The sequence below is a fragment of the Acinetobacter sp. GG2 genome, assembly GCF_000292385.1.
Taxonomy (GTDB): Bacteria; Pseudomonadota; Gammaproteobacteria; order Pseudomonadales; family Moraxellaceae; genus Acinetobacter; species Acinetobacter seifertii.
Map to the genome: position 1 here is coordinate 43599 of NZ_ALOW01000022.1, position 25240 is coordinate 68838.

Consider the following 25240-nt stretch of genomic DNA (forward strand, 5'->3'; position numbering starts at 1 on the left):
TGTTGTTTATTTCATTATGAAACAATTTTTAAGGCTTTCAATGAGCTAGATTGTATAAGAGTTGTTCTCTTACAGAAATGGAGAGGCAAGCTGGAAGAGACATAAGTCGATTAGGGTTATGCCTCTCAATCTTTACATAAAAGTCTGATATAAACCGTATAAGGCAATTAATAAAAGCAATAGGCCGCATAAGCCGAGTATTTTAGGGTATAAGTGGCTGTTAGAAAGACGGCGGAAAAATACATACACTAAAGACAGGGTTAAAAAATCTAAAACAATCCATGTCAGGGTAAGAACAGTTAGACTGAAATTTAAGTTAGGTGAAATAGAGACAAACTGAGGAAAGAAAGCTGAAAAGAAAATAATATCTTTAGGATTTGAAATACCGACCAAAAAGCCCTTTTTAAAACCACCATTTTGGGCAGAAACGGTTTGTATTGCTTCAGGATGTGGAGCTTGAATCACTTCTTTAAGAATACTAAATCCTAAATAGCCAATATAGAGACAGCCTAAAAAACGAATAATATTTAAATAGCTTTCATTAATACCGAGTACTCCTTTGAGTACGAGTACTGAAATAAAAATTAAAACCAGTGATGCGAGATTTGTACCAAAAATGGTTTCCAGTGCTTTTTTATAGCCACCTTTAAGCCCAGCGCTTGCCACTAAAATCATGACTGGGCCAGGTGTAGCAATCATAATAATGACACTAAAAATAAAGAGAAAATAATCAAAATAATTCATGAAATATAAGCATCTTGTTTATTAGGCTATAAAGTAAGCTCATATTAACTGATTTAAAATAAGATGCTGAAAATTATCATCAAAAAACTATAGATAAATAAAAAAGGCGGTTTGACCGCCTTTTTATGAAGTGAGTAATTAACTCAAATGTTCGCCAAACAAACCTAGTGCTTCTTCAGCAGTGAACTCATAACGGGTGTTACAGAACTGACAATCCATTTGAATTGGGTTCTGAGCTTCCAGTGTTTCATGAACAGCATCAACACCAATTTGAAGTAATGCTTTAGCACAACGTTCTTTAGAACACGTACAGCCAAATTTTAAGTGTTCAACTTCTGGCAAGCGTACTTCTTCTTCGTTATACAGACGATACAAAATCTCATTCGCTGAAAGTTCTGTTAATTCTTCAGGCTTAAGCGTTTCAGTCAGCATAGTCAAACGTGGCCATAGGTCTTCATCAACCAGTTTTTGCTCTTCCTCATCATGACGAGGTAATAACTGAATGAGTAAACCACCAGAACGTTTAGCTGTACTTGCCAATACAATACGAGTTGGAATTTGAGCAGATAAATCATAATACTGCATCAAACAACCTGCTAGATTTGTTTGGTCAAGAGGTACGATCCCTTGATAACGCTCACCATGCTCAGGCTCGATGTTAATAAATAAAATTGGATTAACTAAAGCACCAAGGACTGTACTGCTGTCAGTTGCTTCAACAAAACGTGGATCTGTTTCGTAGTCTGCTAAAGCACGAACTTCACCTAAGTGATTACATTCAGCCATAGCCCATTTGAAAGAGCCGCTAGCCTGGATTTGCAAGCTGATACGGCCTTTGATTTTTAAAGTACTTGCAAGTAATGCAGTCGCGCTCAACATCTCGCCTAGTAGAATTTTAACCGCAGGCATGTAGTCGCGTTGAGCTAAAATAGTTTGTAATGCTTCTTCTAGATGAACTACTTCACCGCGAACAGGAAAGTCCTCTATATAAAAGCGTTGGCGTAAATCAGACATAATATTCTCCAGGGCCCTAAGCAGATTATAACAACTTCGGTTTAATCAAGCTTAGGGAATGCAGCGAAGCTGCAAGCAGGACAACGGCAACTTTTGTACCGATTGTCTCAATCATTTAGGCAATGTGAATAAGTCCTTAATATAGCCATTTTGCGAAATCTCAAGTTATTCTTCGTGATCTCGTGTAATGTCGATACGATTTGGTTGTAAATGACGCTTTAAGTTAACGTCATGTCTTGATGTGGCTTGCTGTGCATCGCTTTCAAATAGATGCTCAAGTTCAGCCAGCGCATTACGATGGGTTTCAAAAACCTTTTGTTCATCGGTATAAATGCTTTGCTGCTGTATGAGTAATTTCTCATCATAATCTCGAAAGATTTCGATATTATTATAAGCCTGTTCATCAGAAATACCGAGTTCGCGTAAAGCGCGATAAGCCATACCTAATGATGATAAATAGGTTTCACGCCAAATATGTTCAACACCTAAATCTCTTAACAGGTGTACATGATGGCGGTCACGAGCGCGTGCTAGTAGCTTTATGTGTGGATAGTTCAATCTTAAATGTCGTGCAACATTCATAGAGTCTTCGACATCATCAATTGCCAAAATAAATACTTGGGCTTTTTCAATGCCTGCCGAGCGAAGTAAATCAGGTTGCGTGACATCACCGTAATAGAGTTTACCGCCATATCGACGCACAAAGTCCACTTGATGAAGGTTGTTGTCGATCGCAGTAAAGCCTAAGTGCTGCAAGCGGGCAATACGTGCAATAATTTGTCCAAAGCGACCAAACCCAGCGATGATAATTGGATTATCTTGCTGAGGAATCTCATCATACTCAGGTGGACGTTCTTTATTAAACAAAGGAATGATTTTAGTTGCCATAATCCAGTAAATTACTGGTGTAAGGACCATCGACAACGTCACAATTAGCGTAACAGGCTCTAATAAAGCATCAGTTAAAACTTTTTCACTTTTCGCAAGACTTAAAATGACAAAAGCAAATTCACCACCTTGAGCCAAGCAAGTTCCAAGCAGCAGACTATTGTTCCAACTGTATTTTTTATAGCGGGCAATCGCAGTTAACACGAGGGTTTTTATCACCAACAGACCGACCGCTCCACCAATAATGAGCCAAGGCATTTCAATCAGTAACGACAGTTGCGTGGTCATACCCACAGTCATAAAGAACAAACCAAGTAATAGTCCTTTAAATGGAGCAATACTTGCTTCAAGTTCATGACGGAATTCAGAGTCGGCTAAAAGAACCCCAGTAAGAAAAGCGCCTAGTGTCGTGCTAATTCCTAAAGTATCCATGAGTAGCACAACAGCAAGGATAATAAATAACCCCACCGCGGTAATCAGTTCAGTTGCACCACTTTTTGCAACGAAACGGAAAAATGGACGCATCACATAACGACTAAATAGGAATAGACCACTGAATGTTGCAATGATGGCCGCAAAATAAGCAATACCATGATGGGTAGATTCAGTTCCTGCCAACAGTGGAATCACTGCCAGTAAAGGAATCGCTGCAATATCTTGGAAAAGCAGAATTGAAAACGATTGCTGGCCATAGGTGGTGTTGAGCTGTTGTTTTTCGGTCAGTAGTTGTAATACAAAGGCTGTAGAAGACAGTGCGAGGGCAAAACCAATGACAAAGCTGGCAGCAAGTTGTTGCTGAAATAGTAGCAATACGGTGAGCATGAGAATTACGCCCGTAATCACCACTTGCAAACTTCCCATCACGAAAATGGAGTCACGCATTTCCCATAAACGTTGTGGACGTAACTCTAAGCCAATGAGGAACATAAGTAAGATGACCCCAAACTCAGCCAGTTCCATAATGGCTTCAGGGTCATGGGCAATATTTAAAACACTTGGGCCAAGAAGGATGCCCGTAAATAAATAACCTAAAACTGTTGCAATCCCTAAGCGTTTACCCAAAGGGACTAAAATCAGAGAAGCTCCAAGAAAAATTGTTGCTTGCAGTAGGAATGACATTCATTACCCCGAATGTATTGATCTTTTTAAGTGTAAAGCCAAAAGGGCTTCTTCACACCATGATATTCAAATCATCTAACTAAATTCTTGCGGGTCAACATCAATAGAGAGTCTAAGTTGATGCTGTCTTGGTGCATGAACCAACTGAGCCCACCATTGTCTTAAGTAAAAATGCAGACGAGCACGGTCGGCAGACAAAATCACCATATGGGCGCGGTAACGTCCCGCTTTACGTTCCATTGGTGCTGGAATCGGCCCCCAAATATCAATAATATCACCTGCAATTTGGCGAAGTTGCTCGGCAGCTTCATTTAAAAAATGCAATGTATAGTCACGATTTTTCGATTCAGCACGAATTAAAACTGCATAACGATAAGGCGGCAGTAATGCAACTTTACGCTCAGCCAGAGTTTGTTTTGCGACTGCCCGATAATCTTTTTCGATGAGTGTGGTGAGTAAAGGATGATCTGGCCTTAAAGTCTGTAAATAAACATGACCTTTGTGTTCTCCACGACCTGCACGACCAGCGACTTGTACAATCAACTGCGCAGTACGTTCTGGCGCCCGAATATCGACACTCAGTAAACCTGCATCAATATCTAAAATAGCAACCAAGGTCACATGTGGAAAATGGTGACCCTTTGCCAACATTTGAGTACCAAGCAAAATTGTGGGTTTGTTTTGATGAATACGATCATAGATTTTTTGCCAACTACCGACACGACTGGTGCTGTCACGATCGACTCGAATCACATCATAATCTGGGAATAACTCTTGTAAGTGCTCTTCAACTTTGGCTGTTCCGGCACCTAAAGTTTTTAAACTCTTCTGCTGACACTCAGGGCAGTGGTCTGGCAAGCGATGAACTGTGCCACAGTGGTGACAATGCAAATAAGAATAAGGCTGAGTATGCAACGTAAAATGTGCATCGCAATGTGGACAATTTGCTTGCCATCCACAGCTTTCACAAACCAATACAGGTGCATAACCACGACGGTTTAAAAAAATTAAAACCTGTTCTTTTCTTGCTAGGGTATTTTTAATTTGCTCGATTAAAGGCTGGCTAATACCATGCTGCTTTTTGACAACTTTAAGATCTATCAAATGCATTTTAGGTAAAAGCGCGTGGCCTGCACGCTGGTTCAGTTGCAGTGAAGTTAACTTACCAGTTTCTACTAAGTGATAACTGTCGATGCTTGGAGTCGCCGAACCTAAAATAACAGGGCAGTTTTGTGAGTGGCCTCGGTACAGTGCGACATCACGCGCATGATAACGGAAGCCTTCTTGCTGCTTATAAGACAGGTCGTGTTCTTCATCTAAAATGATGAGGCCCAGACGTGGCAGCGGTGTATAAATGGCGGAACGAGTCCCTAAAATAATAGATGCTTTACCAGTTTGTGCCTGTTGCCATGCTTGTAAGCGTTTAGAGTCATTTAAGCCTGAATGCAATAAAGCAATATCGCAGTTAAAACGAGACTTAAAGCGCGAAATAGTTTGAGGGGTTAAGCCAATTTCAGGAACCAATACTAGGACTTGCTTACCTTGTTTTAACACCTCATGCATGATATGCAAATAAACTTCAGTTTTACCACTTCCAGTTAAGCCATCTAGTAAAAATGCTTGGTATTGATGCTGTGCATTAATGACGTGCTGAGTTGCCTTCTTTTGATCATCATTTAGGGTAAGTGGCATTTGAGCCAATTGCACAGGTGCTGGGCTAAAATCATGAGGCTCAAGTGTACAGTCTATCAGTCCTTTCTTTTGAAGTGCTTTAAGTGTCGCAGTTTCTACACCACTTAAATTAAGAATATTTTCTGTAGTTCCGGCAGGATGTAATTTTAAAATTTGATATGCATCTTGTTGCTTAATGGAACGCTTTAACAAGGCTTCAACATTGTCACAAGGAATGATTTTCCATAGATGAAACAATACATCCATTGGTTTACCCTGACGCAATAACGCGGGTAGGGCCGTTTGCATCACTTCACCAATCGGAAATTGGTAATACTGGGCAGACCATGTCAATAAACTTAAAACTTGTTCATCTAAAATAGGTTCATCATCTAAAAGTTCAGAAATGGCTTTAAGCTGAAAGGTGCCTGTAAATGATTCTTGTGGGTCAACTTTTTCAGTAATAATACCAATCAGGTTTTGCCGTCCAAATGAAATCGCGACGCGTGAACCTACCTGAGCCCGTTCATATTGTGCTTTGGTGAGTGTATAGTCAAAAGTGTCGTACAGATGCACAGGTACGGCAACACGCACACGATAAACAACTGAATCAGGTTTTGGCGTTATGGTCATAGATGCTCATTTCGTCAATTTTAAAAAACGGCATAGCGTCGTGAAGAGGACTTGGGTATTCTACACAGGCTATAGAATGAATATGAATGATTGCGTAGCATAGATGCAACAGCAGCGACTATTATTTTTGGAAAATTAGAACATTACCATGCCTGCATATCAATTTACTGCTATTGATGCTTCAGGGAAGCAGCAAAAGGGGGTGCTTGAGGGAGACTCAGCACGTCAGATTCGCCAACAATTACGCGATAAAGCATGGACTCCGATTAGCGTTGATCCTGTTGAACAAAAAGATAAGCATCAAAGCCACGGGTTATTCCAGAAAAAGTTTAGTGCTTATGATTTGGCACTGATGACCAGACAACTTTCAGTTTTGGTTGCTGCTGCAATTCCTCTAGAAGAAGCTTTACGCGCCGTGAGCAGGCAAAGTGAAAAAGCACATGTGCAAAATCTTTTACTCTCGGTTCGTTCAAGAGTATTGGAAGGGCATTCACTCGCGCAAGGCATGCAACAGTCAGGTCGTTTTCCTGACCTTTATATTGCAACGGTTGCGGCAGGTGAGCGTTCAGGTCATTTAGATCTGATTTTAGATCAGTTGTCCGACTACACTGAGAACCGTTTTGCCATGCAAAAGAAAGTTCAAGGTGCCATGATTTACCCCATCATTTTAATGCTGATGTCATTTGGTATTGTGATGGGATTAATGACCTATGTTGTACCAGAGATTGTAAAAACCTTCGATCAAAGTAAAGATGCCTTACCATGGATTACAGTCGCTTTAATGAAAGCGAGTGATTTTATTCGCCATGCGTGGGTGTTTATTATTCTTTTTGCTGTGATAGGCGTTGTTGCCTTTGTGCGGTTTTTAAAAACAACGGCTGGTCATTATGCTTTTGATCGCTTAACACTCAAATTGCCATTATTCGGTAAACTGTCCCGTGGTATTAATGCTGCACGCTTTGCCAGTACTTTATCTATTTTGACTCGTTCAGGCGTGCCTTTGGTAGACGCTTTAAAAATTGGTGCTGCTGTGACCAATAACTGGGTGATCCGTGACTCAATTGCTCATGCTGCTGAACGTGTCACAGAAGGTGGTAACTTGGGCACGCAATTGGAGCGCAGTGGTTATTTCCCACCAATGATGGTACAAATGATTCGAAGTGGTGAGGCATCAGGTGAGCTTGACCGTATGCTGGAACGTGCGTCGACTATGCAAGACCGTGAGGTGACGACATTTATTTCAACCTTATTGGCATTACTTGAACCGCTTATGCTGGTATTAATGGCAAGCATTGTGCTGGTTATTGTAATCGCGGTTATGCTGCCAATCGTAAATATGAACAATATGATTTAATAACTTTGATATTAGAGATAATGATGAAAGTAAAAAATATTCAAAGCGAAACAGTGATGAAACAACATAGTGAAGCTGCGGTTTCAAATCAGCTTGAGCCAACGTGCTATTCCGAGCATAGCTCTGTATCAGATGTTTGTTCCTCAAGCACAGCTTTCGGACTTGCGGCACGTTCGAGCGGTGCTCGAATGAAACGTGCGTCAGGCTTTACCCTTATTGAAGTTATGGTCGTTATTGTAATTTTAGGCGTGTTGGCTGCTTTAATCGTACCGAACGTTATGGGCCGTAGTGAAAAAGCTAAAATCGATACGACTCAAATTACCTTGAAGGGTGTAGCGGGTGCTTTAGATCAGTACAAGCTTGATAACGGGCATTTCCCAACTATGCAAGAAGGTGGACTAGATGCACTTATTAACCAACCTGCTACAGCAAAAAACTGGATGCCGGGTGGTTATGTGAAAGGTGGTTACCCTAAAGACAGTTGGAAAAATGATATTCAATATGTCATTCCTGGAAAAGACGGCCATCCTTTTGACTTATATTCATTTGGTGCAGATGGTAAAGAAGGTGGTGAAGGTAACGATGCCGATATTTATTATCAGCCTTAATTAAAATATAAGAGAGATTATCGATTCGGAGAGTAAGAGAAATTGATAATTCGAATTGATAATCTTTCTTAATCACAAAAATATAATAAGCTGTTGAAAATAAAACAATAAAGTTAATAATTATATTTGAGATTTAAAATAAGAATTATTCCCATATTTAATAGTTACAAGAAAGTTAAAATATGAGGGGAAATAAGCTATATATTTAAATAAAAGCTTTGCATAATAAATAAAAATTACTTTATAAAACTATGGGAGAGATTAAATGAAAGCATTTCTCGTACTTGATGAACTAAATCAGTTTCATTGGGCGATGCTTAAGTCTGTCCTATTGATTTTAGCATTATTACCCATTGCTGAAGTTTCATTAAAACTATGGCTGAGTACAGAAGGTAGCAGTCAAATCATGATTGGCTTCTTTGCATTAAGTATTGTGAGCGCATGGTTAATGGTGAGTTTTTTCACTGCATTAAAAGCGAGTGTATGGCAAGCTAAACAAATATCTTCTAAATATGAACAATTACTTTTTAAAGCTTATCGCTATGTACCCATGGTCTTTTTATCAAGCTTAGTTGCTTATTTATCTTTGCAATTATCAATCGCTTTTTAACGATATTTAAAACCAAATTTTTAGATAAAACGTAGACTCAATATCTACGTTTTCATTTTTTAAACAGGCTCTACTAATAGTGCCGTGATTTTACGAACGACAGGTAATACCAAAAGTAGTGTTGGAAAAGCAATTAACCAAGAAATGATCCATGCTGACATCCAGACATTTATAGAAAACTCTTCTAATCCTAAACTTCGTAAAGTACTGACCATGGACACTACAAAAGTCATAATGATGGATAGAAAAAAAGGTAAAACAATAGCAGTATAGCGACTTGGAAGTTTCTTAAAACTATAGAAAGTTTTTTGGTTTTCCATTTTGACTCCGTAAACCAACAAACGCCCGTGCCATTCAAAATATAAAAATATTTTGAACAAATAGCTCCAAGCCTTGTTGGAGGTATGTTGGAACGTTGATTGACGTAAACGTTTACGGCTTTTGAATCAGCGGACTTAATTTAACATGGAATTTTCAAATTAAACATAAATAATTTATTTTTTTATATTATGTATTTTTGATTTGAAGATTTAAGAATATGAGAAATATAAAGTGGAACAGATCGAGTGGAATGATTTTTTAAAAGTAGAGCTTCGTGTGGGTAAAATTATTCAAGCTGAGGTTTTTGAAAAAGCGCGTAAACCTGCTTATATTTTGCATGTAGATTTTGGTGAAGAATTGGGTGTACGTAAATCGAGTGCTCAGATTACTAAACTTTATCAACCTCATGACTTGATTGGTAAATTAGTAGTTGCTGTCGTAAATTTCCCTAAAAAACAAATCGGGCCTATTCAATCAGAATGCTTGGTGACAGGGTTTCATAACGCAGATGGCGATGTAGCACTTTGTATCCCAGAGTTTGAAGTGCCTCTGGGTACAAAGCTATTATAATTTAGCGACGTGATTTATAAGACACATCAACTTGACGTGGACGATAGATCCAACCTAAAACCAACAGTAATACTGCAAATCCTAAAATTGGGTAATCACCTAGACGGTTATAGAGAGTTTGACCTTGCATGGCCGGTAAATCACCTCTCAAGACAAACTCTTTATCAATTGGTGCTTGTTCAGTGATATGACCATTTTGATCAATAAATGCTGTTACACCTGTGTTGGTTGCACGTATAAACCAGCGACCATTTTCTTTCGCGCGCATTTGTACCATTTGTAAATGTTGCCATGGGCCAGCAGTACCCGTAAACCAAGCATCATTAGATACAGTCACCAAGAAGTCACTATCTTCTGCATTACGTCGTGTCAGGTTCGGATAAGCCACTTCATAACAAATTGCAGCAGCAAGCGCATGCCCTTTAATTAAGAGTGGTTTCTGGTTGCTCTCGCCACGTGTAAAACCGCTCATGCTAATATCATTTTGCATGGCTGGTAGAACCCATGACAGTAAACCTGAAAGCGGAATATATTCACCAAAAGGTACGAGACGCTGCTTTTTATAGAGACCGCTTGAGTCACTACCAGAAGCCATAATACTGTTGTAATACTGAGGACTACCAACTTGATGTGATTTCGCGACATCCCAATAAGGAATGCCAGTTACCCACGCAGTATGGTTCTTTTTCGCCTGCGCATCCATTGCATCCAAAAACGGTTCAATGTCGGTTTGGAAGAGTGGAATTGAAGACTCAGGCCATACAATCAGGTCACGGCCCCATTCAGATTGAGTCAAACCTGCATAAATTTCTAATGTTCTAACTTGATATTCAGTCAGCCATTTTAAATCTTGTGGAATGTTACCTTGAATAAGCGAAACACTAAGCGGTTTAGCGGCTTTAGGTTGTACAAACTGAATATATGATGCTCCCCATGCGCCCAAAACCAATAGGGCAGCAGGGATAACCCAAAAAATACGCTTACGTAGAACTTCGACTAAAGCACACGCTAGAACAATTGCCACGAAGGAAATTGCATAAATACCAAATAGCGGTGCATAACCATCGAGTAGGCGTTCAGTAAAAGCGTAACCTACAAATAGCCACGGGAAACCCGTAAATACCCAAGTTTTAGCCCACTCAAAAACAATCCAGAGAGGTGCGAAAGTCAGTGGTGTTTCAGGGAAGAAGCGTCGATAAACCCAAGTTTGAAATGCTGTAAATAACCCCATCACAAGAGCCATAACAGCAATCATACATACGCTTAAAAAGGCATTGGTATCGCCATATACATGGATAGATGTATAGAGCCAGAAAGCCCCTACAAACCATAAACCAAAACCATAACTCCAGCCAATCGCAAATGCTTGTTTGGCTGAGCGTTTATGCAATGTCGCATAGAGTAGGGCAGGAGACAAAATTGCCAGCCACCACCAATAATAAGGTGCCAGTGCAAAACTGAACACGGCACCTGAAAATAAAGCAATGAGCAAAGGAAAAATTAAAGGAAGCTGTTTTTGTTGTTGCGAAGTATCTAACAGCTTTTCAAAGTATGCTCTCATTGACGTACAGCTCGAATCAGATGAATAGTGCGGGCATCTGCTTCAACAATCGTAAATAACCACTTTCCAAGTTCAACAGTCTGACCTTGTAAATCACTGACTAAACCAATTTCTTGAAGCAATAAACCGCCGACAGTTTCTACTTCATCGTCAGAAAAATCAGCATCTAAAACAGTGTTGAAGTGTTCAATTGGTGTAAGTGCCTGCACCATCCATGCATTCGCTACACTGTGGTCACTATCTGGAACAATGTACTGAGCATCTTCATCAGCAGTATCATGTTCGTCTTCAATTTCCCCCACGATCTCTTCAAGAATATCTTCAAGCGTAACTAGACCAGCCGTTGAACCATATTCATCAATGACAATCGCGATATGGGTTTGGGTATGTTTGAGCATACGAAGAACTTGATCTGAACGTGCGCTTTCAGGCACAAATAATGGCTGGCGCATAAGCGAGCCAATATCTAATTTGGTATTTGGTTCAGTCAAAAATGGCAATAAATCTTTTGCCAATAAAATACCGACAACATTATCGGGTTGGTCAGCTGAGAAAACTGGAAAACGTGAGTGAGCAGACTCAACCAATACGTGAAGAATATCAAGTAACTGATCATCTTCTTGCATACTGATCATTGCTGTTCGCGGCGTCATAACTTCACGAATTTTTGTAGCAGGAAGGTCAAGAACACCTTCAAGCATGGCAACAGTATCAGGTTCTAAAAAACGACGTGAATTTTGGACTAGTTTTAATAATTCATCTCGGGTTTCTGGCGCTGTACCTAACCACTTTCGTAAGCCTCGCATTCCCCACGACGGACTCGGTTCCTCTTGCATGATCTTTCCTAAAGACTCAATGTATCAAATGAATACATTGATCATACCGAAGAAAAGGCCCTTATGCATCTATAAAACAAAGTAAAAGACAAAACACATATTGTTATGTAAACACCAGTTACAGTTCATAAGTCAGTGATCGGTTTATGCTAAAATGTGAAAATTCTATTTGTTCGAGTTAGTTATGTCAGAACAACCTATTTCACCTACTGTACAACTCAATACACGTGGTTTACGTTGTCCGGAACCTGTCATGATGTTGCATCAAGCCATTCGTAAATCTAAGTCTGGAGATGTGGTTGAGGTCTTCGCAACAGACAATTCGACATCGTGGGATATTCCTAAATTTTGTATGCATTTAGGTCATGAGTTGCTTTTGCAAGAAGAACGCTTAGATGAAAATGGTCATAAAGAATTTCATTACTTGGTGAAAAAGGGCTAATAGAATAAATAAGGCTTCTAATGAATAGTGTTGGGAGCCATTAAATATTTAATTTATTTTAAAATGATAATTTTTTACAAATAAGAATCATTATATAATCTATAAAATTAAGTATATAAATGACATATAAAAATGAAAGATTATTTTCTAAAACGAAGCTTATTTATTTTCCTTTGGTTCGCATGTCTTGCTGGTTTGTTACGTATAGAAGTTTCTTGGTTAACTGAGACTATGGCTACCATAATTCTATTCACTTTTATAATTCTCGGTTCAATTATATTAGGTTATAGAAATACATCTTTTGCTCCAGAATCAAAAATTAACAATAGCATCATCTTACATACAGGTTTCATGGGATTTATGCTAATGATTGATTTATTATTTGGAAAATCAGCTTGGTATATTGATGTAGCGCGGAATTTTGGTTTTCTTAGCTTATTTTTATTAGGCACATTTATTTTCTATAAAAAGAATTTTAATTTAAAAGTATCAAAAATACCGCCTTTTCAATAAGTGGATACTAATAAAAAAGCCCCGATTATTCGGGGCTTTTTATTACATGTTAGGGTAATTCGGACCACCGCCGCCTTCAGGCGTTACCCAAGTAATGTTTTGAGATGGGTCTTTAATATCACAAGTCTTACAGTGAACACAGTTTGCTGCGTTAATCTGGAAGCGTTTAGAACCATCATCATTTTCCATGATTTCATAAACACCAGCAGGGCAGTAGCGCTGAGCAGGCTCATCCCATTTTGGTAAGTTCACATTCACTGGAATTGAAGGATCAGTAAGCTTCAAGTGAGCTGGCTGGTTTTCTTCATGTACAGTGTTTGAGATAAACACAGAAGACAAACGGTCAAATGTAAGCTTGCCATCTGGTTTTGGATAGTTTGGTTTGAAGCTCGTTGCATCAACAGTTTTCAATGCAGCAAAGTCTTGCTTCAAGTCATGTAAAGTAAATGGAACTTTAAAGACGTTTTGGTCGATAAAGTTAAATGCACCACCAATCCATTGACCAAATTTATGCATTGCTGGGCCAAAGTTACGAGAGTTATAAAGCTCTTCTTTTAACCAGCTGTTGTTAAATTTGTCAGTGTATGAAGTCAATTCTTTAACGAATAAATCTTCGCCTTCAGTAACACGTGCAATTGCAAGGTCACCGCCTTTTTCTACACCAGCAGCAATCGCTTCAAATACAGCCTCACCACATAACATGCCTGATTTCATGGCAGTGTGTGAGCCTTTGATTTTTGCAAAGTTTAAGAAACCTGCGTCATCACCAATTAAGCAACCACCTGGGAAAGTCAATTTAGGCAATGAGTTGAAGCCGCCTTTCACTACAGCACGTGCGCCGTAAGAAATACGCTTACCACCTTCTAAATATTGTTTAATGAGTGGGTGAGTTTTCCAGCGCTGCATTTCCATGAATGGATACATGTGTGGATTTTCATAAGACAAGTCCACGATCATACCCAAAGTCACTTGGTTGTTTTCAGCGTGGTATAACCACCAACCACCAGAAGAACCAGTTTCAGCCAATGGCCAACCAGCGCCATGCATCACTAAGCCCGGCTTATGTTTTGCTGGGTCAATTTCCCAAAGTTCTTTAATCCCGATACCGTAGTGCTGAGGGTCAGCATCTTTATCAAGGTTATATTTTGCAATCAGGCGTTTACCTAAGTGACCACGGCAACCTTCAGCAAAGAGAGTGTATTTAGCGTGAAGCTCATAACCCGGAGTAAAGTTATGCGTTGGTTCGCCATCTTTACCAATACCCATGTCACCAGTTTGAATACCTTTTACAGTACCGTCTTCATGGTAAAGCACTTCAGATGCAGCAAAGCCAGGGAAGATAGAAACTTCTAATTCTTCAGCTTTTTGGCCTAACCAACGAACCACGTTACCTAATGAAATAACATAGTTACCGTCATTGTGCATGGTTTTAGGAACCATCCAGTGAGGTGCTTCTTTAGACGTAGTTTCTGAAAGCAAGAAGAATGTTTTGTCTTCAGTTACAGGTACGTTAAGAGGCGCGCCTTCTTCTTTCCAGTTCGGGAAAAGTTCATTAATAGCACGTGGTTCAAGTACAGCACCAGATAAGATATGCGCACCTACTTCAGAGCCTTTTTCAACTACACAAACTGAAAGATCGGGTAAGTTATTCTCAATCGCTAATTGACGGATCTTAATCGCAGCAGATAGACCTGCAGGTCCTGCACCTACGATGACAACGTCAAACTCCATCGATTCGCGTTCGATGTGTTCCATGTAGGACTCCTCAATACTTAAAGGTGGCAACCGTAATGTCAGATCATCCGGTGCTGCCGTGAGTTTTAATCCATAGGCGCAAATATGCTATTGTGCCTTTTATCGTTTTGGCTAGTATAGTTTTAAACCATGATCTAGCCAATTGGCTGAGTCGTCATATTTTCTCGTCAGCAAGGCATAAACTATGGTAAATCAAAATAATTCCCCATCGGATATGGGAAAAATACCGTTATCTGATGATAAAAACTTAATGAACATTGCACAATACTTAAAAGATGTACAGCAAAGTCACAAAAGGTCAATCCCACCTTTAGAGCAATGGCATCCAAAGCATTGCGGTAAAATGGATTTAACGGTTAAAGCCAATGGAGAATGGTGGCACGAAGGTCAATTAATCAAGCGCCAAGCCCTATTGGATTTGTTTACCAAAGTCCTATGGAAAGAAGAGGGTAAATTCTACCTGAAAACCCCTGTAGAACAAATTGAAATCGAAGTTGAAGATGAACCTTTATTGGTCAATCAGGTCGATCAGGTCGAAATTTCAGGTGATCAGTTTTTACAACTGACGACGACCAATCAAGATGTGATTTTGGTTGATGCAGAACACCCGATTTTTATGCGCGAATATGCAGGCGAATTACGCCCTTATGTGCATGTCCGATTTGGTATTAATGCACTTATTCAACGCCAAGCTTTCTATCACCTCGTGAACTACGGAACACTGGTCGAAAATGATAAAGGTGAAACCATTTTGCAGTTAAAAAGTGGTAATTTGCACTTGCAATTAGGCACTTGAGGTTTAAGCTTTATAGAGTGAAATTTTCCGACACTCTCTAGTACTGCCATGACAGCCATACAGCCTTTATTTACTGAATTAGAATCTATGCCTAAAGCATCAGCAGATGCCCCAATTGGTATTTTTGATTCGGGAATTGGAGGAATGTCGGTTGCGGCAGAAATTGCCAGATATTTGCCAAACGAACGTATTGTCTATTATGCCGATACAGCCTATGTACCTTACGGCCCTCGTTCTGATGACGAAATTAGAGAGCTTACCGCTCGCGCTGTCGATTGGTTATACCGCCAAGGCTGTAAAATTGCAGTCGTAGCATGTAATACTGCCTCAGCATTTAGTCTTGACCATTTACGTGAACATTATGGTGAGCATTTTCCAATTGTTGGTTTAGTACCAGCATTAAAACCTGCCGTATTACAAACACGTTCTAAAGTAGTGGCAGTATTGGCAACGCCTGCTACTTTTCGTGGGCAACTTATTAAAGATGTTGTTGAAAAGTTTGCTGTTCCAGCGGGTGTTAAAGTCATGACTTTAACCAATCTCGAACTTGTTCCTTGTGTTGAAGCAGGGCAGCAAATGAGTCCTGTTTGTTTGAATGCATTAAAAGAGGTTTTACAGCCTGCAGCCGATCAAGGGGCTGACTATTTAGTGCTCGGTTGTACGCATTATCCGTTCTTAAATGAAGCAATTCAGCATCTTTTTGATAACCAATTCACACTGGTTGATTCGGGATTAGCAGTTGCCCGACAAACAGCCCGTATTTTAATAAAAAATGAGTTATTATGTGACCAAATACGTCAGAATGTTGCACGTATTGAATGTTATGTAAGTGGTAATAATGCCGATGCATTGCAACCTGTTTTACAGAATATGATTCCACAAGAATTGACATGGACGCTGCACAATCTGAGTTGAGCTCTGTTGTAGGCATTCAGAAGAAAGCGTTTTTTATATTTATTTTTTCTTATTTGGGGCGGTTCATAGTCTTGGCTTATTTAGGCCATATTAAGATTATGGGGCGATAAGGGTATTGTTATGCTCGATACACGCTATCAGATTTTTATTTCAACGTCAGGTCGCGAGATGCAACCTGAACGTGTAGTTCTCTCTCAAACTTTAGTCAGTATGGGTTTCTTTGCTTGGGGTTTAGAGTATAGAAGTCCTTTAACTACAACACTTTCCCGTCGACAAATTGATGAATCGGATTACGTTGTCTTACTATTAGGCAGCCAGTACGGTGAACAATCTATTTCTGGCGCTAGCTATTTTGCCCAAGAGTATGAATATGCTTTAAGCCGAGCTAAACCTATTGTGGTATTCATGCATGAGCAACCTGAAAGCCGTGATATGCATTTGCAAGAGACTCATCCACAGCTTAAAGAAAAATTTCTAGCATTTAGAAAGAAACTATTACACGAAGCTCACCACGTATTTTACTTTAAAAGCCCGCGTGATTTAGAGCTAGCTGTCCGTTTAAATATACCTCTAATGGTTGAACAACATGTGGGACAGGGTTGGGTACCTGCACACCAAGCACATCAGTTGGAAGATGAGGTTAATCGATTAAAAAGTAAAATTTTACAATTAGAGAAACAATTAGCAGATGTACCTACACAACTCAATGAAGTAGCACCACAAGACATTTTTGCGTTTGAGTATCAGATTCAAGCGTTTCAAGATGGTAACTTTAAAGAGCTGAAGCGGCAGAGACAAATGACGTGGTCTGAGCTATTAAGTATTTTGGCTAAACACTTTGAGACAGCTATGCCAGAAGAAAACTTCGGCACTTGCCTTAATGAATATCTTAATCAAGCAGGGCTAGAAGATGCCCGTGAGGTGTTACCTCGCGCCCATGCAGTAGCTTGTGCACAAATCAATCATAAAGCGCTATTTCGAATTAAAAGGCAAATGCAGTCACAAGGTTGGATTATTCCAACAAAATCTGAGCAGTACCCAAGTTTGTGGAAATTGACCACAAAAGCGCAAAAACTTTTACTGAGTTATAAATGGAATCATCGAGGTGCTCGATTAAAAGCTTAGAGCGATTCAATTTATATATAACAATGAAAACTGTTACATTAGTGTCATAAGTTGAACTGAAAGGCATTTGCGCATGTCGTTTGAAAAAAAACCGAAAGTTACTGTCATTTTAGCGAATTTAGGCACACCGGATGAGGCAACTGTCCCAGCGGTGCGCCGTTTTTTAAAGCAGTTTTTATCTGATTCACGTGTGATTGAAATACCAAAATTCATCTGGTGGATTATCTTAAATTTGTTCGTTTTACCTTTTCGCCCAAAAAGAGTAGCGCATGCCTATGCTTCAGTATGGTCTACCGATTCACCCATGCGTGAAATTGTGCTTGAACAAACTCAACGTGTGCAGGCTTATTTAGAGCATGAAAATAAACAATTTGATTTAACTGTATTGCCAGCAATGACTTATGGTAATCCGGGTATTGATGCAGTTTTAGAAAAACTGGCAGCTCATCCACAAGAGCATGTCATTTTATTGCCTTTATTTCCCCAGTATTCTGCGACATCTACAGCGCCTCTATACGATGCATTTGCCAAATGGATTCCTAGTCAGCGCAATTTGCCGGGTCTGACCATTATTAAAGACTACTACCAGCACCCAATGTTTATTCAGGCACTGGCAGAAAGTGTTTTAGCCTACCAAGAGCAGCATGGTAAGCCTGAAAAACTATTGATGTCATTTCATGGTATTCCGCAGCCTTATGCAGACAAAGGCGACCCTTATGCAGACCGTTGTCGCATTACCGCAAAGTTAGTCGCTGAAGCTTTGCATTTAAAAGATGATGAATGGGCAATTAGTTTCCAATCACGTTTTGGAAAACAAGAATGGGTAAAACCTTATACCGATCAGCTTTTACAAGATTGGGCGAAGCAGGGTGTTAAGTCAGTTCAGGTTTTAAGTCCCGCTTTTTCTGCTGACTGCTTAGAAACACTTGAAGAGTTAGCCATCCAAAACGCTGAGTTGTTTCAAGAGGCGGGTGGCGGAAGCTATGCTTACATTCCTGCTTTAAATAGTGATCAGGCTCATATTGATTTGCTTGCAGGTTTAGTTCAGGCTAATCTTGATGCCCTTACCCATACCTTAGCCCACCGTTAATTGCGTTTTAGCCAGAGGTTCTTATGCTGCAAGTCAAAATTGTTCCAGTTACTGCTTTTGCTCAAAATTGTTCTTTAGTTTGGGACAGTGAAACAAAAGAAGCAGTTTTGATTGATGCTGGCGGTGACGCTGCTGTTTTGAAGAAAGAAGTAGAAGCCTTAGGTTTAAAAGTAAAGGCACTATGGCTCACTCATGGGCATTTAGATCACGCAGGGGCAGTGGGTGAACTCGCACAAGAATGGAGTGTTCCTGTTGTTGGTCCGCATAAAGAAGATCAGTTCTGGTTAGATATGATTCAGGAAGTTTCAGCACGTTATGGCTTTCCAATTCCACAGCCAGTAAAAGTTGATCAATGGCTTGAAGGCGGCGAAGTGCTAAAACTAGGTGAAGATGAGTTTGAGGTGCGTTTTGCACCAGGACATACACCAGGGCATGTCATGTTCTATAACAAAAATCATGGCTTACTTTGGACTGGCGATGTCCTGTTTAAAGGCTCAATAGGAAGAACAGACTTTCCACGTGGGAACCATGAGCAACTCATTGAGTCGATTCAGCGTGAATGCTTTAGCTTGCCAGATCAAACCCAATTTATTTCAGGTCATGGTCCAATGAGTACCATTGGCTATGAAAAAAAATTTAACCCGTTTGTCGCAGGTAAAGCGGGTTAATCCTCATAATCATCTTCATGCTGACTACCCTTGTTTTGCTGAGGAGCATCTTGGGTAGGCAGTCTATATTCATCGTTTGCCCAAGCGCCTAAATCAATGAGTTTACAACGTTCAGAACAAAACGGACGAAATTCATTGCCTTCCCAAACACTTGGTTCACCACAACGTGGGCAGGGGAATGTACGTGGCATAAAGCGATATCCTCAAAGTGAAGAGAAATAGATTAGGCAAAAGTCAGGTGACTTGTTAGACTTGTGCCGATTTTTATTTAGTTTGATGTGATTATGCAGATTCGTCAATTTCAAGCACAACGTATGCAAGCGCCTCGCGATTTTACCCCAATTGAAAATACTCCAATTTGTGTAGAAATTGGGGCGGGTAAAGGTAAACATGCTTTGCTATTTAGTGGGAAAAATCCACAGCACACGTTATATGCGATTGAACGAACCCGAGAAAAATTCTTGGCAATGCAAAAGCAGCATGGTTTAGAACCACGAGAAAATCTGGTACCTGTACATGCAGATGCTTTACCTTGGGTGGTGCATGCTTTACATCCTGCTCAAGTTGAACATTTTTTTATTCTTTATCCGAACCCTGAACCTCATAATCCGGCACAGCGCTGGTTAAACATGCCATTTTTTGAGTTTTTGTTATCACGTCTGAAAACAGGCGGAACCATTACTTTGGCAAGTAATATTCCTGAATATATTGAAGAAGCTGAACAACAGTTATTAAACGTGTGGAAGCTGCCTTACCAAAAAGAAAAAATTGCACAAACTTCTGCACGTACTCATTTTGAAATTAAATATTTAGAGCGTGGTGAGCTTTGCCAACAGCTCATAATCAGCAAGCCTGAAGGTTATAAAACTCGATTTGATGAGTTTACGCCACTGCAAGGGCAAACACATGGCGAGTAAGCGCATTGCCATTATCGGTGCTGGTCCGGCTGGTTTAATGGCAGCTGAGGTACTGAGCCAGTATGATTATGAAATTGATGTGTTTGAGCAAAAACCTTCGGCTGCGCGTAAGTTCTTGATGGCTGGTAAAACAGGTTTGAATATCTCGCATGCTGAACCCTTAGCCCAGTTCATTGAACGTTATGACCATGCAGAATGGCTTAAACCGTGGGTTGAGAAATGGGATGCAGTCTGGATTCAGAACTGGATGAAAAGTCTTGGGATTGAATCGTATGTGGGTAGTTCTGGTCGTATTTTCCCCGTCGAAATGAAAGCTGCTCCTTTACTGCGTGCTTGGCTAAAACATTTAGCAGAACAACAGGTTAAATTCTTTTATCGACATCGTTGTACTAATTTGCAAGATACAACGGTGACTTTAGAAAACCAAAATAATCAAAGCAGCAAGACTTTTACCCAACAATACGATGCAGTCGTATTGGCTTGTGGGGCTGTATCTTGGTCTCAATTGGGTAGTGATGGTGCTTGGCAGCAATGGATAGATCAATCCAGTATTGAACCTTTTCAAGCAAGTAATGCAGGGGTATTGCACACTTGGTCAGCTTTTATGGAAAGCTGTTTTGGTGAACCTTTAAAGCGTATTAATGCGTGGGTTGAGCCTAGCCAAGTTACTCATGGTGATATTGTCATTACTCACTATGGTTTAGAAAGTGGTGTCATTTATAAACTTGGACGAGCTTTAAGAGAACAACAAAAACAAGGGAAAAGCTTAAATCTATTTTTAGATTTATTGCCTGATGTAGAGCTTACACAGTTAGTTAAAAAATTACAGGCTAGCAAAAAACAATCACTTACTAATATTTGGCGTAAAGCAGGCTTAGACACGGCCAAAATTAACTTAATTAGAGAAGTGGTTGATAAAGCGCTATGGAACCAACCAGAGGCTATGGCTCAGCAAATTAAAGTACTTCAAATCAAGTTAAGTGGCTTTAGACCGATTGAAGAAGCAATTAGCTGTGCTGGTGGTGTTAGGCAAGGTGCATTAACTGAAAGCCTAGAGCTTAAACAAACCTCAGGTGTTTTTTGCTGTGGTGAAATGCTGGATTGGGATGCTCCTACAGGTGGCTATTTGCTTACAGCATGCTTTGCTACTGGACGAGCTGCTGGTGAAGGCATGCATTCATTCTTAGAGAAATAATGGAAAATTTGCTGCTATGTTTGATATGTGAAAAGTGTTATTTTTGAGCGATCAATAATAATAGGATTTAAAAGGACATGTCTCAAGCATCACCAGTTTATCAAGGAAGTTGTTTATGTCAGGGTATTCGCTATGAAATTAAGGGCGATATCGGAGATATTATTCAGTGTCACTGCCAACGTTGTCGAAAATCCAATGGAACAGCATTTGCCACCAATGCTCCTGTTAAAAGTACAGATTTTAAAATTATCCAAGGTGAAGACCTTGTTAAAAAATTTGCTGTGAATGGTGTGTACCGTTGGTTTTGTAGCGAATGTGGTTCACCGCTTATTAGTTCGCGTGATGCCCAGCCTGAACTATATCGTGTAAGAATTGGGTCACTCGATACACCATTAGATCAAAAGCCGACAATGCATATTTTTGCTGCTTCAAAAGCAGAGTGGGAAAGCATTTGTGACGATTTACCGCAATACGATGAACGTCCATGATTTAAAAAGTATGTTTTAATCAAATTTTAGATGATTTAATATACTTAAAACGGGGAGATGGCATTCCTCCCTTGAAAAACCGCCATATCGGCTAATGATGCCTACGTTACCCTCATATATTTATATCGCTGGGTACGTAGGTTATTGCGTACTCTGCTTATTTTTGGAGTACGCCATGTCATATTTTCCTTCATTAATTTTTGCTCTTTTAGCATCTCACTAAAGGGGTGGTTCTATGTATTATCCTTTACTTTCAATTGCCGTAGGTTCAGTGCTAGGGGCATGGTTGCGTTGGTTTTTAGGTTTAAAACTCAACCCAATTTATCCGCAAATTCCACTGGGTACTGTCACTGTTAATTTAGTCGGTGGCTTTATTATTGGTTTTGCGATGGCTTATTTTGCTCATAGTGATTTAAGTCCGAACTATAAGCTTTTCGTAATCACAGGCTTTTGTGGTGCTTTAACTACGTTTTCAACGTTCTCGATTGAGATTGTGACTTTATTGCAAAGTGGTAAGTTGGGAATGGCGATGTTGGCAATTTCTATTCATTTAATTGGGTCGTTAATTTTTACGTGTTTGGGTTTGGCGACTTATTATTGGGTAGCGGGCAACTGATTATTCAAATGTTTAAGGAGCGATATATACTGCACTGCCTCCGTTTTAAGATATTCTCCAAGACCATTTGTATAGGCATACCTTACTTTTGAGAGATCAAAAGTAAGCAAAAATCTTTTGTTTCGCTGATGCTACATCCATGTAGCACAGCAAAACAGTGGCATCCATGCCGCTTGTCACGATAGTAAATGACGAATTAAAAACATCTGATTTATTTTGGGATTTGATACGCGTTAAAGTCATCAACAGCCTGACTGAAATCAGCTATATATTGTTTTTGCAAAATATTGGATAAGTGCAAACGGGAAACAGGTTCTGTTGATGACAAATGCCTTTGGTTACTTTGGGCAAAACCAAAGTAACAGAATTAGCTACTTCCATTTGAGAATAAACGGTAAGACTCCGTCGTGTATTCACAAATACTTAATTACTTTTCAGTTAAAGCCTGACCTTCAAACTTCACACCATCCCAACCATTTTGCATAAACTGACGAATATTTTGATGATCAGTTCCTTCTGGGGTAGCCAATACGGATGCATAGTGCTCTGCAAATAAACTTAAAGTTTGTGCTTGGTCTAAACCTTGTAACTTGGCAAAAGAGAAAACTTTTGCACTGCCTTGATTTTCAGTCGCAGCGTTATGCTGTGCACCATTTTGAAAAGCTGTTGGAGTATGTTGGTAACGTGCTTCAATATGAGCTAAAACGTCTGAAAATTTTGCTGTGCCTGCTTGTAATTGGGCAAGTAACTCTTGTGCCATAATCTTAAACTTCCTATCAAATGGGGCTTAAGCATAGCATCGAATACACGCTTTGAAAGCTTGGGAGCTATAAAAAAATGATGGGTTGTTGAAAATAATCAGAAGTGTTTTTAGACAAATTGTGGATAAGTTTTAGTTTATACACAACTGAAAGAAGTTTGAAAAAATGCACATAAAAAAAGAAGCCTAAGTGGAGGAGATAGTCTTAGGCTTCCAATGATTTTAGTGTATTGGTCAAAACTTAACGCAAGATTAACTCTTACGACTGAAGCGACCGAAGCGTTTGTTAAAGCTTGCAACGCGCCCTTCATTACTTGCTTGACGTACTTCACCTGTATAGAAAGGATGCGAAGCACTTGAAATATCAAGGGTCACATAAGGATAGACTTGTCCTTGATATTCCTTGGTTTGTTTAGACTGAAGAGTACTACCGATTAAGAAGTAGACGTCTGCATTGGTGTCATGAAATAACACTTGTTGATAAGCAGGATGAATATCTTTACGCATGAGAGATTGTCCTAAATTATTTTTGATTAAAGAAATGTTATAACATAACATTAAATAAGTCAATGCAACCTCAAAAGGCTACATGGATCAGTTCATTGAATTAGTTAGAAGATGGAACAAGTTCTTCAAATAAATCATTCAGGTTGTCATGTACTTTTAAGTGAATGAGGTTCCAGTAGTGTCCTGAAATGGTTCTATTAACCATTAATGTATCTGGTGAAGGTTTAAAGACGTCCCAATATTTTAAAGACTTTTTCACAAGTAACATGCCATCATGATGTGATGAGTTCTCTGCAAAGTCATAGGTTGTGGTAAGTGGACGCAATAACACTTCAATCCAGAGTTTATAAAGATCGCTCGGGAATTTACCTTTTTCGGTCAGTGAGTGCAGGGCAAGTAACTCAGTTTCAATAAGATCAATATCTTCGTGACGAGCTGCATTCACCAATCGTTTAAAGCTATAGACAATTTCATTGGAAAGCGTTTTAACACTGCCGTAGTCATAAATAATCACACTACCATCTTGGCGGAAGGCAAAGTTACCCGGATGAGGATCACAGTGAAAACGTTTTAAAAAGAACATTTCCTGACCCAAAGCACGGATTAAACGACGGCCAATTGTATTGCGAATTTCGATAGGCCAAGAACTCGCAGTTTCAATACTGTCACCTTGTTCAAGACTTAAGGTCAAAATTCGTCTTGAAGAGTAATCTTTATAAACAGTCGGGATAATAATTTTGTCATCTAACTTGCTATGAAAAGTTTTAAAGACCTCAAGATTTTGAGCCTCAATTTCATAGTTAAGCTCTGCTGACAGACTATCTTGAATCTCTGCAAAAAGTTGATCTTGCAGTTTTTTATCAATTTTAAGTACACCCATTAAACGAAGGGCTAAACGCACTTGTTTTAAGTCACTTTCACAGGCTTCATCAACACCGGGATATTGAACCTTAACCACAACTTGTTGGCCATTTGGCAAAACTGCTTTGTGGACTTGTCCAATTGATGCAGCGGCAAAAGGCTGTTCATCAAAAGATTTAAAGGCGGCATTGAGTGGCTTCCCAAGCTCACGTTCAACTTGTTGCTGAATCGCTGCAAAAGGCATGGCTGGAGCTTGGCGTTGTAGTTTTGATATCGCTTTAGCAACTTCTGGCGGGAAGATATCTTTATATTGCGATGCAATTTGCCCAACTTTCATGACAGCACCTTTCATTTCGCCTAAGGTGTCTGCAATCTGTAGACCGATATCTTGAAACAATTTAGTTTTTGCAGCTAGTTTCTGTTCTTCATCCGCAGTCAGGTTTCGAATCGAATTAGAAACGGTTTTTGTTGCAATGCTCGCGGTCATTCCTGCAAGTTTCATAAATCGTTTGCCAGGTGAACTTGCACTCTTTGCCATATCTTCGATACCTCGTTGACTACAACATAATATTGTCTAGTTTTGATCATAGGTGACAAAACTTAAAAAGCCTATATGAAATTGTTTAGCGCGTGTAAGAATATTTTCGAAAAACAATATGTTAT

The 25240-nt window shown here is 39.6% G+C and carries 28 protein-coding genes and 1 riboswitch; of the genes, 16 read left to right on the top strand and 12 right to left on the bottom strand.

The window, feature by feature from the left end:
- Positions 1–132: 132 nt before the first annotated feature.
- The 4 genes from B554_RS0102835 to B554_RS0102850 form a co-directional block, all read right to left on the bottom strand.
- Positions 133–744, bottom strand: coding sequence for a LysE family translocator (locus B554_RS0102835; RefSeq protein ID WP_019456899.1), 612 nt, complete (start codon positions 742–744; stop codon positions 133–135).
- Between the two features lie 138 nt (positions 745–882).
- Entirely contained in the window at positions 883–1758 is an 876-nt protein-coding gene (locus B554_RS0102840; RefSeq protein ID WP_004699009.1) for an Hsp33 family molecular chaperone HslO, read from the bottom strand.
- Between the two features lie 165 nt (positions 1759–1923).
- Complete coding sequence (locus B554_RS0102845) at positions 1924–3765, bottom strand: monovalent cation:proton antiporter-2 (CPA2) family protein (protein WP_019456900.1); 1842 nt, start codon at positions 3763–3765, stop codon at positions 1924–1926.
- A 75-nt stretch (positions 3766–3840) separates the two neighbouring features.
- On the bottom strand, positions 3841–6069 hold the full coding sequence (locus B554_RS0102850) for a primosomal protein N' (protein WP_019456901.1): 2229 nt from the start codon (positions 6067–6069) through the stop codon (positions 3841–3843).
- Positions 6070–6217: 148 nt separating this feature from the next.
- Between B554_RS0102850 and gspF the strand changes: the two genes are divergently transcribed.
- The 3 genes from gspF to B554_RS0102865 all read left to right on the top strand — a co-directional run bounded on the left by gspF (position 6218) and on the right by B554_RS0102865 (position 8641).
- Positions 6218–7423, top strand: coding sequence for a type II secretion system inner membrane protein GspF (gene gspF / locus B554_RS0102855; RefSeq protein ID WP_004699003.1), 1206 nt, complete (start codon positions 6218–6220; stop codon positions 7421–7423).
- Between the two features lie 23 nt (positions 7424–7446).
- Positions 7447–8031 (top strand): type II secretion system major pseudopilin GspG, encoded by a 585-nt coding sequence (gene gspG, locus B554_RS0102860; RefSeq protein ID WP_019456902.1) that lies wholly within the window; start codon positions 7447–7449, stop codon positions 8029–8031.
- 265 nt (positions 8032–8296) lie between these two features.
- Positions 8297–8641, top strand: coding sequence for a hypothetical protein (locus tag B554_RS0102865; RefSeq protein WP_019456903.1), 345 nt, complete (start codon positions 8297–8299; stop codon positions 8639–8641).
- A 59-nt stretch (positions 8642–8700) separates the two neighbouring features.
- Here the strand turns inward: B554_RS0102865 and B554_RS0102870 are convergent, their stop codons facing one another.
- Positions 8701–8961 carry a DUF2798 domain-containing protein gene (locus B554_RS0102870; RefSeq protein WP_019456904.1) on the bottom strand — a complete coding sequence of 87 codons (261 nt, stop codon included), beginning with the start codon at positions 8959–8961 and terminating at the stop codon, positions 8701–8703.
- A gap of 232 nt (positions 8962–9193) precedes the next feature.
- Here B554_RS0102870 and B554_RS0102875 point away from each other — a divergent pair, with 232 nt between their 5' ends.
- Positions 9194–9532 carry a tRNA-binding protein gene (locus tag B554_RS0102875; protein ID WP_019456905.1) on the top strand — a complete coding sequence of 113 codons (339 nt, stop codon included), beginning with the start codon at positions 9194–9196 and terminating at the stop codon, positions 9530–9532.
- Position 9533: 1 nt separating this feature from the next.
- On the opposite strand, the gene lnt is transcribed toward B554_RS0102875, so the two are convergent.
- Positions 9534–11093 carry an apolipoprotein N-acyltransferase gene (gene lnt / locus B554_RS0102880; RefSeq protein WP_019456906.1) on the bottom strand — a complete coding sequence of 520 codons (1560 nt, stop codon included), beginning with the start codon at positions 11091–11093 and terminating at the stop codon, positions 9534–9536.
- Positions 11090–11929: an HlyC/CorC family transporter gene (locus B554_RS0102885; protein ID WP_004698992.1), complete on the bottom strand. Its 840-nt coding sequence runs from the start codon at positions 11927–11929 to the stop codon at positions 11090–11092. The genes lnt and B554_RS0102885 overlap by 4 nt, the downstream gene beginning before the upstream one ends.
- A 184-nt stretch (positions 11930–12113) precedes the next feature.
- Here B554_RS0102885 and tusA point away from each other — a divergent pair, with 184 nt between their 5' ends.
- The gene (gene tusA / locus B554_RS0102890; RefSeq protein WP_002053527.1) at positions 12114–12371 is read left to right on the top strand and encodes a sulfurtransferase TusA; all 258 of its coding nucleotides are present in this window, start codon (positions 12114–12116) and stop codon (positions 12369–12371) included.
- A 132-nt stretch (positions 12372–12503) separates the two neighbouring features.
- A complete protein-coding gene (locus B554_RS18985) occupies positions 12504–12884 on the top strand; it encodes a hypothetical protein (RefSeq protein WP_019456907.1) in 381 nt (126 codons plus the stop codon).
- A gap of 42 nt (positions 12885–12926) precedes the next feature.
- Here B554_RS18985 and B554_RS0102900 read toward each other — a convergent pair whose 3' ends face one another.
- Positions 12927–14639, bottom strand: coding sequence for an electron transfer flavoprotein-ubiquinone oxidoreductase (locus B554_RS0102900; protein ID WP_004698986.1), 1713 nt, complete (start codon positions 14637–14639; stop codon positions 12927–12929).
- A 184-nt stretch (positions 14640–14823) separates the two neighbouring features.
- Between B554_RS0102900 and B554_RS0102905 the strand changes: the two genes are divergently transcribed.
- The 5 genes from B554_RS0102905 to B554_RS0102925 all read left to right on the top strand — a co-directional run bounded on the left by B554_RS0102905 (position 14824) and on the right by B554_RS0102925 (position 19233).
- Positions 14824–15435, top strand: coding sequence for a DUF1285 domain-containing protein (locus B554_RS0102905; protein WP_004883477.1), 612 nt, complete (start codon positions 14824–14826; stop codon positions 15433–15435).
- Positions 15436–15483: 48 nt separating this feature from the next.
- The gene (gene murI, locus B554_RS0102910; protein ID WP_019456908.1) at positions 15484–16350 is read left to right on the top strand and encodes a glutamate racemase; all 867 of its coding nucleotides are present in this window, start codon (positions 15484–15486) and stop codon (positions 16348–16350) included.
- Between the two features lie 120 nt (positions 16351–16470).
- Positions 16471–17475 (top strand): DUF4062 domain-containing protein, encoded by a 1005-nt coding sequence (locus B554_RS0102915; RefSeq protein WP_019456909.1) that lies wholly within the window; start codon positions 16471–16473, stop codon positions 17473–17475.
- 73 nt (positions 17476–17548) lie between these two features.
- A complete protein-coding gene (hemH, locus tag B554_RS0102920) occupies positions 17549–18565 on the top strand; it encodes a ferrochelatase (RefSeq protein WP_019456910.1) in 1017 nt (338 codons plus the stop codon).
- A gap of 23 nt (positions 18566–18588) precedes the next feature.
- Complete coding sequence (locus tag B554_RS0102925) at positions 18589–19233, top strand: MBL fold metallo-hydrolase (RefSeq protein ID WP_019456911.1); 645 nt, start codon at positions 18589–18591, stop codon at positions 19231–19233.
- Here the strand turns inward: B554_RS0102925 and B554_RS0102930 are convergent.
- Positions 19230–19424 carry a DNA gyrase inhibitor YacG gene (locus B554_RS0102930; RefSeq protein ID WP_004698974.1) on the bottom strand — a complete coding sequence of 65 codons (195 nt, stop codon included), beginning with the start codon at positions 19422–19424 and terminating at the stop codon, positions 19230–19232. The genes B554_RS0102925 and B554_RS0102930 overlap by 4 nt on opposite strands.
- An 87-nt stretch (positions 19425–19511) precedes the next feature.
- Here B554_RS0102930 and B554_RS0102935 point away from each other — a divergent pair, with 87 nt between their 5' ends.
- The 5 genes from B554_RS0102935 to B554_RS18435 all read left to right on the top strand — a co-directional run bounded on the left by B554_RS0102935 (position 19512) and on the right by B554_RS18435 (position 22744).
- Positions 19512–20150, top strand: coding sequence for an SAM-dependent methyltransferase (locus B554_RS0102935; RefSeq protein WP_081400281.1), 639 nt, complete (start codon positions 19512–19514; stop codon positions 20148–20150).
- Positions 20140–21345 carry a TIGR03862 family flavoprotein gene (locus B554_RS0102940; RefSeq protein ID WP_019456913.1) on the top strand — a complete coding sequence of 402 codons (1206 nt, stop codon included), beginning with the start codon at positions 20140–20142 and terminating at the stop codon, positions 21343–21345. The genes B554_RS0102935 and B554_RS0102940 overlap by 11 nt, the downstream gene beginning before the upstream one ends.
- Positions 21346–21422: 77 nt before the next feature.
- Positions 21423–21833, top strand: a complete 411-nt coding sequence (locus tag B554_RS0102945; protein ID WP_019456914.1) for a GFA family protein — start codon at positions 21423–21425, stop codon at positions 21831–21833.
- A gap of 44 nt (positions 21834–21877) precedes the next feature.
- Positions 21878–21944: riboswitch (Fluoride riboswitch) on the top strand.
- Positions 21945–22068: 124 nt separating this feature from the next.
- The gene (crcB, locus tag B554_RS0102950) at positions 22069–22449 is read left to right on the top strand and encodes a fluoride efflux transporter CrcB (protein WP_019456915.1); all 381 of its coding nucleotides are present in this window, start codon (positions 22069–22071) and stop codon (positions 22447–22449) included.
- A gap of 166 nt (positions 22450–22615) precedes the next feature.
- Positions 22616–22744, top strand: a complete 129-nt coding sequence (locus tag B554_RS18435) for a hypothetical protein (RefSeq protein WP_002053279.1) — start codon at positions 22616–22618, stop codon at positions 22742–22744.
- Between the two features lie 132 nt (positions 22745–22876).
- Here the strand turns inward: B554_RS18435 and B554_RS0102955 are convergent, their stop codons facing one another.
- The 3 genes from B554_RS0102955 to B554_RS0102965 all read right to left on the bottom strand — a co-directional run bounded on the left by B554_RS0102955 (position 22877) and on the right by B554_RS0102965 (position 25115).
- Complete coding sequence (locus B554_RS0102955) at positions 22877–23209, bottom strand: HopJ type III effector protein (protein WP_002114866.1); 333 nt, start codon at positions 23207–23209, stop codon at positions 22877–22879.
- A gap of 252 nt (positions 23210–23461) precedes the next feature.
- Positions 23462–23716 carry a type B 50S ribosomal protein L31 gene (locus B554_RS0102960; protein ID WP_019456916.1) on the bottom strand — a complete coding sequence of 85 codons (255 nt, stop codon included), beginning with the start codon at positions 23714–23716 and terminating at the stop codon, positions 23462–23464.
- Between the two features lie 100 nt (positions 23717–23816).
- Complete coding sequence (locus B554_RS0102965; protein WP_019456917.1) at positions 23817–25115, bottom strand: ABC1 kinase family protein; 1299 nt, start codon at positions 25113–25115, stop codon at positions 23817–23819.
- Positions 25116–25240 lie beyond the last annotated feature (125 nt).

Bases quoted from the DNA above. Each gene is read 5' to 3' on its own strand.
- B554_RS0102925 (WP_019456911.1), top strand. From the start codon at position 18,589: ATGCTGCAAGTCAAAATTGTTCCAGTTACTGCTTTTGCTCAAAATTGT.
- B554_RS0102850 (WP_019456901.1), bottom strand. From the start codon at position 6,069: ATGACCATAACGCCAAAACCTGATTCAGTTGTTTATCGTGTGCGTGTT.
- B554_RS0102905 (WP_004883477.1), top strand. From the start codon at position 14,824: ATGGTAAATCAAAATAATTCCCCATCGGATATGGGAAAAATACCGTTA.
- B554_RS0102930 (WP_004698974.1), bottom strand. From the start codon at position 19,424: ATGCCACGTACATTCCCCTGCCCACGTTGTGGTGAACCAAGTGTTTGG.
- B554_RS0102835 (WP_019456899.1), bottom strand. From the start codon at position 744: ATGAATTATTTTGATTATTTTCTCTTTATTTTTAGTGTCATTATTATG.
- B554_RS0102955 (WP_002114866.1), bottom strand. From the start codon at position 23,209: ATGGCACAAGAGTTACTTGCCCAATTACAAGCAGGCACAGCAAAATTT.
- B554_RS0102960 (WP_019456916.1), bottom strand. From the start codon at position 23,716: ATGCGTAAAGATATTCATCCTGCTTATCAACAAGTGTTATTTCATGAC.
- B554_RS0102870 (WP_019456904.1), bottom strand. From the start codon at position 8,961: ATGGAAAACCAAAAAACTTTCTATAGTTTTAAGAAACTTCCAAGTCGC.
- crcB (WP_019456915.1), top strand. From the start codon at position 22,069: ATGTATTATCCTTTACTTTCAATTGCCGTAGGTTCAGTGCTAGGGGCA.
- gspG (WP_019456902.1), top strand. From the start codon at position 7,447: ATGAAAGTAAAAAATATTCAAAGCGAAACAGTGATGAAACAACATAGT.
- B554_RS0102845 (WP_019456900.1), bottom strand. From the start codon at position 3,765: ATGTCATTCCTACTGCAAGCAACAATTTTTCTTGGAGCTTCTCTGATT.
- B554_RS0102915 (WP_019456909.1), top strand. From the start codon at position 16,471: ATGCTCGATACACGCTATCAGATTTTTATTTCAACGTCAGGTCGCGAG.
- hemH (WP_019456910.1), top strand. From the start codon at position 17,549: ATGTCGTTTGAAAAAAAACCGAAAGTTACTGTCATTTTAGCGAATTTA.
- B554_RS0102945 (WP_019456914.1), top strand. From the start codon at position 21,423: ATGTCTCAAGCATCACCAGTTTATCAAGGAAGTTGTTTATGTCAGGGT.
- B554_RS0102940 (WP_019456913.1), top strand. From the start codon at position 20,140: ATGGCGAGTAAGCGCATTGCCATTATCGGTGCTGGTCCGGCTGGTTTA.
- B554_RS0102965 (WP_019456917.1), bottom strand. From the start codon at position 25,115: ATGGCAAAGAGTGCAAGTTCACCTGGCAAACGATTTATGAAACTTGCA.
- lnt (WP_019456906.1), bottom strand. From the start codon at position 11,093: ATGAGAGCATACTTTGAAAAGCTGTTAGATACTTCGCAACAACAAAAA.
- B554_RS0102840 (WP_004699009.1), bottom strand. From the start codon at position 1,758: ATGTCTGATTTACGCCAACGCTTTTATATAGAGGACTTTCCTGTTCGC.
- B554_RS18985 (WP_019456907.1), top strand. From the start codon at position 12,504: ATGAAAGATTATTTTCTAAAACGAAGCTTATTTATTTTCCTTTGGTTC.
- tusA (WP_002053527.1), top strand. From the start codon at position 12,114: ATGTCAGAACAACCTATTTCACCTACTGTACAACTCAATACACGTGGT.
- gspF (WP_004699003.1), top strand. From the start codon at position 6,218: ATGCCTGCATATCAATTTACTGCTATTGATGCTTCAGGGAAGCAGCAA.
- B554_RS0102885 (WP_004698992.1), bottom strand. From the start codon at position 11,929: ATGCAAGAGGAACCGAGTCCGTCGTGGGGAATGCGAGGCTTACGAAAG.
- B554_RS18435 (WP_002053279.1), top strand. From the start codon at position 22,616: ATGCCGCTTGTCACGATAGTAAATGACGAATTAAAAACATCTGATTTA.
- B554_RS0102900 (WP_004698986.1), bottom strand. From the start codon at position 14,639: ATGGAACACATCGAACGCGAATCGATGGAGTTTGACGTTGTCATCGTA.
- B554_RS0102865 (WP_019456903.1), top strand. From the start codon at position 8,297: ATGAAAGCATTTCTCGTACTTGATGAACTAAATCAGTTTCATTGGGCG.
- murI (WP_019456908.1), top strand. From the start codon at position 15,484: ATGACAGCCATACAGCCTTTATTTACTGAATTAGAATCTATGCCTAAA.